The sequence below is a fragment of the Microcystis sp. M53598_WE2 genome (assembly GCF_030067735.1).
Taxonomy (GTDB): domain Bacteria; phylum Cyanobacteriota; class Cyanobacteriia; order Cyanobacteriales; family Microcystaceae; genus Microcystis; species Microcystis aeruginosa.
In genome coordinates, this window is the sequence record NZ_JASJFE010000836.1 from 1 (window position 1) to 10,871 (window position 10,871).

Annotated in this window: 9 protein-coding genes; 3 read left to right on the forward strand and 6 right to left on the reverse strand. The window is 43.6% G+C overall.

Annotated features, from left to right (window positions below; translation table 11 throughout):
* Positions 1-171 precede the first annotated feature (171 nt).
* On the reverse strand, positions 172-1,773 hold the full coding sequence (locus PX636_RS16945) for a 2-isopropylmalate synthase (RefSeq protein ID WP_125730982.1): 1,602 nt from the start codon (positions 1,771-1,773) through the stop codon (positions 172-174).
* Positions 1,774-1,949: 176 nt separating this feature from the next.
* On the opposite strand from PX636_RS16945, the gene PX636_RS16950 reads away from it, so the two are divergent.
* Positions 1,950-2,285, forward strand: coding sequence for a hypothetical protein (locus PX636_RS16950; protein ID WP_002783895.1), 336 nt, complete (start codon positions 1,950-1,952; stop codon positions 2,283-2,285).
* A 270-nt stretch (positions 2,286-2,555) separates the two neighbouring features.
* Positions 2,556-4,103, forward strand: a complete 1,548-nt coding sequence (locus PX636_RS16955; protein WP_288117968.1) for an FAD-dependent oxidoreductase — start codon at positions 2,556-2,558, stop codon at positions 4,101-4,103.
* Positions 4,104-4,130: 27 nt separating this feature from the next.
* Here PX636_RS16955 and PX636_RS16960 read toward each other — a convergent pair whose 3' ends face one another.
* Both PX636_RS16960 and PX636_RS16965 read right to left on the reverse strand, forming a co-directional pair.
* Positions 4,131-5,639 carry a helicase C-terminal domain-containing protein gene (locus PX636_RS16960; protein ID WP_002796205.1) on the reverse strand — a complete coding sequence of 503 codons (1,509 nt, stop codon included), beginning with the start codon at positions 5,637-5,639 and terminating at the stop codon, positions 4,131-4,133.
* A gap of 222 nt (positions 5,640-5,861) precedes the next feature.
* Positions 5,862-6,866: a PEP-CTERM sorting domain-containing protein gene (locus PX636_RS16965; RefSeq protein ID WP_288117969.1), complete on the reverse strand. Its 1,005-nt coding sequence runs from the start codon at positions 6,864-6,866 to the stop codon at positions 5,862-5,864.
* Positions 6,867-7,883: 1,017 nt separating this feature from the next.
* On the opposite strand from PX636_RS16965, the gene psb28 reads away from it, so the two are divergent.
* Positions 7,884-8,222, forward strand: coding sequence for a photosystem II reaction center protein Psb28 (gene psb28 / locus PX636_RS16970; protein WP_002796202.1), 339 nt, complete (start codon positions 7,884-7,886; stop codon positions 8,220-8,222).
* An 83-nt stretch (positions 8,223-8,305) separates the two neighbouring features.
* Here psb28 and PX636_RS16975 read toward each other — a convergent pair whose 3' ends face one another.
* The 3 genes from PX636_RS16975 to PX636_RS16985 form a co-directional block, all read right to left on the reverse strand.
* Entirely contained in the window at positions 8,306-8,824 is a 519-nt protein-coding gene (locus tag PX636_RS16975) for an FKBP-type peptidyl-prolyl cis-trans isomerase (RefSeq protein WP_288055549.1), read from the reverse strand.
* Positions 8,825-8,830: 6 nt separating this feature from the next.
* On the reverse strand, positions 8,831-9,154 hold the full coding sequence (locus PX636_RS16980; protein ID WP_002758682.1) for a phasin family protein: 324 nt from the start codon (positions 9,152-9,154) through the stop codon (positions 8,831-8,833).
* 14 nt (positions 9,155-9,168) lie between these two features.
* The coding region (locus PX636_RS16985) for a phosphodiester glycosidase family protein (RefSeq protein ID WP_288117972.1) at positions 9,169-10,871 on the reverse strand (1,703 nt) is incomplete at its 5' end.

Genomic DNA, 10,871 nt, shown 5'->3' on the forward strand with positions numbered 1-10,871 from the left:
AGACAAATTTAAGATTTTCTCCAACAGCGACGTGGGGTGTGGGGAAGTGGGGAAGTGGGGTGTGGGGTGTGGGGTGTGGGGTGTGGGGTGTGGGGTGTGGGGAAGTGGGGTGGTGGGGTAGTGGGGGAATTTCAACTAAAACCCTAAAACCCTAAAACCCTAACACCCTATCTAGACTTGTAGCATTTCGGGGGTTTTTTCCTTCTGCTGCAGTGCGACGTGGAGACGGTTTAAGGCACTGACGTAGGCGCGAGCGGAGGCGACAATAATATCGGTATCGGCCGCGTGAGCGGAGTAGGTGCGTCCTTCGTAACGGAGACGGATGGTCACTTCTCCTAAAGCATCGATTCCCTCGGTAACTTCTCGCACCGAGAAAGAGATTAATTCGTTAGGAATCTTCACCACTCGATTGATCGCTTTGCAGAGAGCATCCACCGGCCCTGTCCCAATGGCCGCATCGGATAACTCGCTACCGTCAGGAGTGCGAATCGTTACCGTGGCCGTGGGCCGGGCGCTATTTCCGCAGGACACTTGTACTAATTCGAGGCGGAAGTGATCGGGAACCGTATCGATTTCATCGTTAACAATCGCTTCCAGATCGCGATCGGTGATTTCCTTTTTGCGATCAGCCATTTCCTTAAACTGGATAAAAGCGTTATTAAGTTCCGTTTCCGAAAGTTCAAAACCCAATTCCTGTAACCGAGAGCGAAAAGCGTTGCGGCCAGAGAGTTTACCGAGAACGATCTGATTATGGGTTAAACCGATCGATTCTGCATCCATAATCTCATAGGTGAGTTTATGTTTTAACACCCCGTCCTGATGGATTCCCGACTCGTGTGCGAAAGCGTTAGCACCGACGATCGCCTTATTCGGTTGCACGATCATGCCGGTAAGATTAGAAACTAGGCGAGAAGTGCGATAGATTTCCTTGGTGTTGATCTTGGTTAAAGGTTCCGTGGACTCTGCTGGACGACCAAGGAAAGGATTAAAATAGGAGCGCCGGACATGAAGGGCCATCACCAACTCTTCTAGGGAAGCATTACCGGCACGCTCACCGATGCCGTTAATGGTACATTCCAACTGTCGAGCGCCATTTTTAACTGCTTCGAGGAAATTAGCCACCGCTAACCCTAAATCATCGTGACCATGGACGGAGATAATCGCTTGGTCGATATTGGGGACATTTTCCTTAATTCCCTGGATTAAAGCCCCAAATTCGCTGGGGGTGGTGTAACCGACGGTATCGGGAATGTTAACGGTGGTGGCTCCTGCGGCGATCGCTCTTTCGAGGACTTGATAGAGGAATTCGGGATCGCTGCGGCCGGCATCTTCGGGGGAAAATTCCACATCATCAACGAAGGATTTGGCATAGGCCACCATTTCCGGCACAATCTCAAGAACTTCCTGACGAGTCTTCTTAAGTTTGTATTGGAGGTGGATATCAGATGTGGCTAGGAAGGTGTGAATTCTGGGCTTGGCGGCGGGTCTGAGCGCATCGGCGGCTGATTTGATATCTTTTTGAGTAGTGCGGGCTAATCCGCAAATAATCGGGCTATCAGCTTCGCTGCCGACGCTGGCGGCAATTTTCTGCACCGCATCAAAGTCCCCCGGACTAGCGTGGGGAAAACCCGCTTCAATGACATCAACTCCCAGTCGTGCCAGTGCGCGCGCTATGGTTAGCTTCTCATCCACATTTAAAGCGGCACCCGGGGACTGTTCCCCATCTCGAAGGGTGGTATCGAAGATAATCACACGATCTGGACTGGTATTCATAGTTTTTTTGTACCGTTAACGAACTTGGGAGTTGTTCCTCTGATTATAGCAGCCCAGGCCGAGGGGGTTGTTAAGGAAAATTGCGCTGAGAATTTCTCGACTTGCTTGCGCTTTTCCTGCTTGCCCTTTTTTTGGCTACCATAGAGGATATAGATAAATTGGCGAGGGAGTTAAAAATGTTTGGCAAACCAGCGAAAGAACCGAACCCACCGGAGGTAAAAGACCTACAGGAGGTGATGTTTTCGATTAAGCAAAATCTCGAACCAGATCAGGATAAAACTGATATTAATCTTGTTGAGACTCCCCCGCCAGAGGTAGTTACTGTAGTTGAAAATATTAGTAAAATTCTCTCTCCCTATTTTATCGTTTTGGTGGGTTTATTTCTCTATGATCGGAATAGTTTTATCGGTTTTTTGTTAGTCTTTACGGGAGTTTTAGCAATTTTCGGAGTTTCTCTCAAGGATATTAATAAACTTATTGAAGAAGGGAAAAAGTTTTTCCAATCTAAATAGTTTTCTCCTCTGGGTATAGCAGTGATCTTAATGGTGCGGTGGCCAGTCTCTGCTGTTAGGAAACGGCTAGAAGGGAGCTTTTTTAAGTGAGCAGTAAACAGTGAACTGATACTAAATCCAGTTATTAAAAACTGATTATTTATTCTCCCCTTTGCATGAGTGCCTCTTGCATGAGTGCCTGTCCTGATATGTTACCTATACTCAACGGATTTAGTATGATAACTGAAAACTCACATCTGATAACTGATAACTGATAACTGATATAAGATTATGTCTTTAGTTGCATCTTTACTCGATCGAGTATCTCCTCAGAGTTTACAACAATTGCTAGCCAGCGATCGAGCTTGGCAAGCTTTGCGCTTAGAAAATCCAGTTATTCCTGCGGTAATTAATCAAAGTCAAGAATCTTTAGGAGAGACGGATTTTGATCTAGTGATTGCGGGGGGAACTTTGGGAATTTTCATCGGGGCTGCTTTGCAAACTAGGGGCTGGCGTGTGGCATTATTAGAAAGAGGTATTCTGCGCGGTCGTGAGCAGGAGTGGAATATTTCACGTTTAGAATTAAGCAGTTTTTTAGAGTTAGATTTATTGACCGAAGCTGAATTAAATCAAGCGATAGCGACGGAATATAATCCTGGGAGGGTGGGATTTTATCAAGGTTATGAGCTTTGGGTCAGAGATATTTTAAATATCGGTGTTGATCCGGTTTATTTGCTAGAGACTTTAAAAACTAAGTTTTTAGAAGCGGGAGGAAAGTTATTAGAAAATTCGGGGTTTAGTGGGGCGATTATTCATCCCGATGGAGTAATGGTTAAAACGGGAGAAATGACTTTAAAAACCCGTTTATTAATCGATGCCATGGGTCATTTTTCGCCAATTGCAAAACAGGCAAGAAAAGGAGAAAAACCCGATGGAGTTTGTTTAGTGGTGGGTAGTTGCGGTCAGGGTTTTCCCAGTAATGAAACTGGTGATTTGATTTATTCTTTTACCCCAATCTTGCACCAATGTCAATACTTTTGGGAAGCATTTCCCGCTAGGGATGGTCGGACAACTTATTTATTTACCTATCTCGATACCCATCCCGATCGCTTTAGTTTAGAATTTTTGATGGAGGAGTATTTAAGATTACTGCCGGAGTATCAAAAGGTGGATTTAGAAGCGGTAAAATTTCAGCGTTTTCTAGCGGGTTTTTTCCCTGCCTATCGTCAAAGTCCTTTAAAGATGCCTTGGTCAAGAATTCTGGCAGTGGGAGATAGTAGTGGTAGTCAATCTCCGGTAAGTTTTGGTGGTTTTGGGGCAATGGTCAGGCATTTAAAAAGGCTAACTTTCGCCATCGAGGAAGCTTTACAAATCGATGCTTTAAACCGAGAAGATTTAGCCCTTTTACAACCATATCAACCTAATATATCGGTAACGTGGCTATTTCAAAAAACCATGAGTGTCCAGATATATGCTAACCCTAATCCCAATCAAATTAATGACTTAATGAGTGGAGTTTTTCGGGTAATGGACAAGTTGGGAGATGAGGTATTAAAACCATTTTTACAGGATGTGGTGCAGTTTTCTTCCCTCTCAAAAACTTTGCCTTTGGTTAATCCTCAATTAGTTTTACCGATGATTCCGCAAGTGGGTATCAATCCTTTTATCGATTGGACGGGACATTATTTTAATTTAGCTTTGTATAGTGGTTTATATCCCTTGGCAGCCACCTTAAAACCTGTTTTAGAAAAGTTACCCGACAAGCAAAAATATCTTTACCATCGTTATTTAGACAGTTGGAAATATGGCTCCGGGGGAGATTTTATCAGTAAACAGTAAACTGATAACTGATAACTGATAACTGATTTAATCTTTATCTTGAAAAAATTGTTGATCGAGATAATTAACTTTAGCATAGGGTTCTAAAGCGGAGAGAATTTGTCTGCCATAACTGCGGGCATTGACACGATTATCGAGGACAGCCACACAACCTTGACACTCCCGGAGAGACTGGACAGATTTCTGAATTTCCCTCACTGCTGTGGGTAAAAGATAGGCACGAAACCAGTCGAGATGTTGTCGTTTGTAGTAAGCAATTTTGCCAGCAACGAGAGGATTTTCGGGGGATGGTAAGGGTAAAGTAGCGATAATTAATAAACTGGGAGTCGGAAATTTTTCTTGATGGATTTGCCAGAATTGCCAACCACAAACCAGAATAGTATTATTATTAATCTCAGTTTTTTCCACTTGCACTCGCGAACCGTAATCGGCTGCGATTTGGGTGGCAATTTGTGCCTTGAGGGGAACATCTTCAATCAGGATCACGATCGGTTGTTCACTGGTATGATTAGCGCTAACTAATTCTCGCACTTGCTTTAATAACATCGGTTGAAATTCGGGTGTGTTGGGGGCGCTGATGCGATCGGGTAGATATAAATGAATATATTCACTTTCGCGATCAGCTGCAAACTTTAGAGTTAAAATTTCTCCGATACCCTGATTTTGACGGTATAAATTAGCTGATTTTTCGCTATCTAAAAAACTGCCGATTAAAACAAAGGGTTGCTGCTGCCAAATCGGTTTGAAAAAACTAGCCACCTCCAAAGGACTGATTTTTAGGGTAAATTCTTCTCGATCTCGATCTACTGATGTCCAGAGGAGATAATTATGCTCGGGGATTTTTGCCGCTAAAAGTTGCCAAGCAGAATCAGTGGCTAAGTCTTGATCCAAGCGTTGCAGGAGAGCAATTATATATTCTTTTTCTTTGGCATCAATAAGATAGCAATTATAGGGATTAATTGGATGACCAAGAATACTTTGGCCAAGTTGTGCTTTAATTAAGTCTATAACCTCTCTATGGTGGGGATATGCTGACCCTAAAGCGAACCACTGTTCGGGAGTAATGGTGACGGTGAGATAATCTACTAGACAAGTTTCTAAATCTTCGGCTCGATCGATTATCGTGGGGATATTGTGGGGAAAATGACCGAGATTGTCCAATTTATCCTCTAACCATTGTTGGGGTGTGGTGAGGAGTAAACCGGTAAAATTAGCGGGAAAGCGATCACTTTTGAGGATATCTCGCTGAGTTTGTAACCATGCTTGCAGATGGGGGATTTCCACTTCTAACAGTAGGTTTACTTCTGACTCCGGGGCAACAATTAGAACAGGTGTATCAGCTAAAAGAGCTGGGGTGAGATAACTGAGACAATAACGGATGAGAGTAGTTCCAGTTTGTATGAGAGAGGAACGTTTTAGGCGTAAAGCTCTAGCCACCAGTCGCCCCATAGTGAGATGATGAGACCAGTAAAAGCGCCCTTGTTCCCGTAAAAAAGCGCGTAGGGAAGAATGAACCGCTGCTTCTAATAAAACCATCTCATCTCAGTTATTGGTTATCAGTGATCGATCATAGCCTTGATTTTGCCACTGATTGCAGTCCGAGAGTCCCTTAGGGAGCTTTATACCATTTTTCAAGAGTAATGGCAGAGATGGTTAATTGCCCTCACCCCCAAACCCTCTCCCAGAAAGGGAGAGGGGAGTAGGAGGCAAGAGGCACTCTTGCCTCATCTCAACAAGCAATTTAAATTCGCGGGCAGCTTAGGATTTTTTACCACGACGAGATAGTAAGATACCGATGGCACCGATACCGAAAATACCCAGTGTCATGGATGGTTCGGGGACAGTGCTCTTCAATCCACTGGTGATAAACATTCCAAAAACGTTATCATCATTGCTTGGGTTTTTTGTTGTTAAGCTAAGGAAGGTATCTCCAGGTGAGATAAAAGGGGCAGAATTAGCGCTATTGCCAAGGGCGAGGTTATAGTATTCATCATCGATTCTCGGTCCAAGGGAGGGGGAATCGAATGGGCCGGGGTTAGTAGGGTTATCACCTATTCCCCCAACAGTTATTAAGTTTCCATTTTCTGAGGACTCACCAGTAGTGCGGTCATCCGCCCCTCCTGCGCTACTGGTCAAACGTCGATTAATGGTCGAATCAGTGGTTACGTCAATCTCAGTGGCTTGATCAGGCTGATCGCTGTAACTAGAGGCGAGTGAAACCAGAAAATCTCCCCCAGTGTAAGGACTGGCAAAATTAAACTGACTTGTGTCTCCCCCGGTGGACAGTTCCCCGTCTAAGATAACGGAGGTCAAACCTTGGGTAGAAGGATTACTATAGGCAACGACAAGAACCGCACCATCATTCTGCCCCTCCTCAACGATATTAAAGTTTTGGAGTCCTCCCGTAACACTGGACTTGATGATATCAGTAACATCCCAAAGAACAGTAGTAGCCTGGTTGTCCCATTGGGGAGCAAGAGTAATTCCCGAACCCACGGAAAGTGCATTCCCATGAAAATTTACTCCGTTAACTGGCTTCTCCCAGACGGAAGCGGCATAGAGATAAGCCCTCTGAATAGTAGAACCTGTGGGTATATTGGCTTTAATAACTCCGTTGTTGGAGGTGCTTCCGAAGCCGTCAATAGAAAGAGCAGCGTCGGGAATGACTTCTCGTACTATGAAACCAGCGGAAGCAGGGGCAATGTTTAGGCAAAGTCCAAAAGTAATCCCCAGGGGGAGCAATGAATAAGTAAGTTTTTTCATGATGAGCAACTGGCAACAACTTTCAGATTATAGCGTTTATCATGAAGATGGAGTGTGGCGGTATTTGTCATCATCTCTGGACGATCAGATAATATTCCGACGTTCCGCCGTTGCGTCGTTCTCTAAAACCAGAAACTTCGTATCTCACTGTTAAGATAACTGCTAATAGACTGCATATCTATTCATAATTTGTTTAAGTCAAATTTTTCAAAGGTAATGGCAGAGATGGTTAATTATACTCACACCCCAAAATCTCTCCCAGAACGCCGTTTTTGGGCGTTTTTGAAATAGGGTGAGCGTTTCCAGCTTAGGTTCTTGTTTACTTACGATAGACATAGAGTGCTAACAGACTTAAAAACCATTGGATGTAAAAGATTACTTTTGCAATTAGCTTTGACAAATCTCAACACAGTCTGGATGAGAAACGGGAAGCAATGGCAACAATTTAATTTAGTCCGACTATGAGCATACAGCCTTTATACAAAGACTTGTGTGATTTGACGCGGTAAAAGAAGTATTTAAGGACACAAGTAAGCTAAAACACGCGTAATTAGTCAGCGCAATAAAAAGTTTTAATTGAGAAGGGACAGAACCCTGACAGGGGCTGTATTATAGAGGGCATGGAAATTAACGACCGACTAGAACGCCGGAACTATTCCATCAAATTAGTTACTTCCAGAGAACCAACTTGAGCCACTTTGCATACTTTTGTCTTTTTGTCAAATTTTGTGTTAAGAAAGATGTGACACCGAATCCGTTTTTAATAGTGTGATTAACTCCCAAGTTATGGATTGTTTTTCCCTGCTCCCCGCTCCCTGCTCCCCACTCCCCACTCTCCACTCTCCTATACCTTTTAAATAGGATTTAGTATGACTAATGGATAGGCCTGCTACGAATAAGGAAAAATGATATTGGTATTGATATTTTGAGCTTATGCTGTCCCATCTGCTTTTTACTTGCGACTTGGTGTGAGATGATCTAGAAATGTGTATTTCATGACAAGGATAAAGAAAAGTAATGGCAGAAATTCAGTTTTCCAAGGGGTTAAAAGAACCTGTTGTTCCCGATATCCGCTTAAGTCGCACTAAAACGGGAGAGAAGGGATCGGCAGAATTTTATTTTAAGCAACCGACTATCCTCGGAGATCAACAAACCGAGGAAATCACGGGGATGTATCTCATCGATGAGGAAGGGGAAATCGTCACCACGAAAGTAAAAGGCAAATTTATCAACGGTAAACCCATGGCGATCGAAGCTACGGTTATTTTCAATTCTCCCGCAGAGTGGGATCGTTTTATGCGTTTTATGGAACGTTACGGTAGCGAAAACGGTCTAGAATTTACTAAATCTTCCTGATTTGGCCCTTAGCTTCTGGCAATTTGTCAAAAAACCCGCATTCGGGATCGATGCGGGTAAAAGTGAAAAATCAGAGGAAAAACCTATTTAACTCCCAACAATTCCACATCGAAAAGTAAAGTCGCGTTGGCAGGAATTACCCCACCGGCACCCCGCGCACCATAACCCAATTCTGGGGGGATAATTAAGGTACGCTGCCCACCGACTTTCATCGATGCGACTCCCTCATCCCATCCTTTGATCACTTGACCAACTCCAATGGTAAAGGTAAAAGGTTGATTGCGATCCTTGGAACTATCGAATTTTTTGCCGTCTGTCAGGGTTCCCGTATAGTGAACAGTCACTTTTTGACCTTTTTGAGGACTTTCTCCAGTTCCTTCCACGATATCTATGTATTTTAGTCCCGAATCGGTGGTGACTGCTTGATCTAAATCCATGGAGATGATTTCCTTATTAATAGTTTGAGTGATAGCGGGTGGATCGATTTCTGCGGCGATCGCATTGGTTTTTTCCCCTCCACCAAAGAGGGAAGCAACGATTAAAAATAAGCCACAAACCGCAATAATAGCAAAACTGAGCAAGATTTCGCGCATTGATTTCATAGTTCCCTAACGCCAGAGTTTATTCTCTAAGTCTCTCACCTGCCGTTCTAATCTATCAATCCTTCCCCGCAGTTCATCCATTTCCGATTGTCGGGGAACCCCTAAATCCTGCAAGATATTGCGGATATAGCGTTCTAAGTTATTCTCGAAGCTCCCTTGTTCAGACTTCATCTGTGTCATCAGATCATCGACAAAGTTTTTAGCCTGATCGGAATTGATTTTACCGTCTTTTACTAATTCGTCGCTCACTTCTTTGATCTTTTCTGCCACCATGGAAGTAGTACCAATACCCATCAGCAGCAATTGTTTAATCCAGTCGCTATTATCCATTGTTTTCACACCTGTCAAGGAGACGGGGATAAAAATATCCCTATTCCATTATGGACTTTTGCGGCGGTAACGGCAGAGCGATCGAGTAGATAACCCGCCAAGGCTATCCCGGTGGAACTACCCCCATCTAGGTTTAAACCGTCCTTTGCCGCCATTAACAGCAAAATTCGGGCTAATTCGCCTAAAGTTGCCCCCCTTCCCCCGACGCGATTATGGATAGCCACTAGCAAAATTTTTCCTTCTCGGCTAACTGCGATCGCACTGCGGGAAGCTTGTTGATTTTGGAATGCAGGACTAAATTTTTCGGCATTTCCATCCAAAACTATGCGCCCATTCTGCAATAATAGGGGGCCAGCACCTAAAATCTGGGGATAATCAGCAAAATCTCTCGGTAGGGTGACGCTATCGAGGTTGACTGTCTCACCAATATTTAAATTAATCTCTGTCTTTCGGCAGATGACTAAATAGCCATTTTCTGGTATGTCTATACTATCCTGTGGGAAAAGATTATTTAATTTCTCCGTCACGCGATCGCCTTGAACGACTAACCCGGTTTCCCGCTCGGTGAGGGGATGATAATTACTCCCCCAATCGCGAGTATAACGACTGCAGCCGGCTGTCAGGAAAGCACTATTTAAATGGGTTAGGGGAAAACGTTGTCCGGTGACAGTAATGAGAGTTTCCTCTAAACTGAGGCGATCGATCCTGATTTTACCACGATTATCCCATGCGATCGCTCCTCGGTTTAAAATTGGTCCAGATAACCATTTGCCATCCACACGAATTGCTCCCAAAGGTAACTGATTATTACGATTAAAAAAGCCGCCATTAATCATCGCTACCGCATTACTTTCGCTATTAATCGTGATCAGGGGATTAGTGCCGCGCATTGAGGTGGAATTAGCGGTAATTGGTTTAATAGTTATCTGAGGATTTCTGGGATCGATTTCTAACCAAGTCACGGGAAACCAATCTTGATCTAACTGGATATATTTTTGATTCCAGATTAACCCTGGTTGCCAAACAATGCGCTTTTCATCCATAGCATCGGGACGAGAATCAATGATAATTCGGGGAGGATTAGCCACACTGCTGATCTGTAATCCGTAGGCAGTGGGAAGGTTAATTTTTAAACGACTGATCACTCCATTATTTTCTAAGGAAGCGATCTGAGTCGGTAAGTTATTATTAGAGTTACCTAGATCATCTTCATCGTTATTTTGATTACTGTTGCTGATAGTTTGGGGTTGAAACCTAGAGATAAGGGATTGCTGGGCATTTCCTTCTAGGGTAATCACTGCCTGATTTTTTGACTGACTAACTTGCCAAAAGGTCGGGCGATCGAGTTGAATAATAATCCTTTGTACTGCTCCATAATTTTCTAGCTGAATATCTTGAATCTGAGGAGCAGGAAAGTTAATAGTTAAACTATCACCATTAATAGTGGTTGTTGCCCCCATTTTTAGTAAAATATCCGTAACGTCTAGCCAGCGATCGGAATTGATCAAATTAGCTGATAAAGTTTGTAAATTAAACCAGTTGATCGGTTGCTTTTTTGAATCATTTGTGCTAAGAAAATCCATGCCGAATAATTGTCTTGCTCCCGTGTCACTCATGGCGATTCTGGTACTATTTGCTGCTGTCCACTGTCGCCAAGAAACGGGCAAAGAACGACCATTAAGAATAATTGTTCGTCCCTGTTGCTGGGTTGATAAAT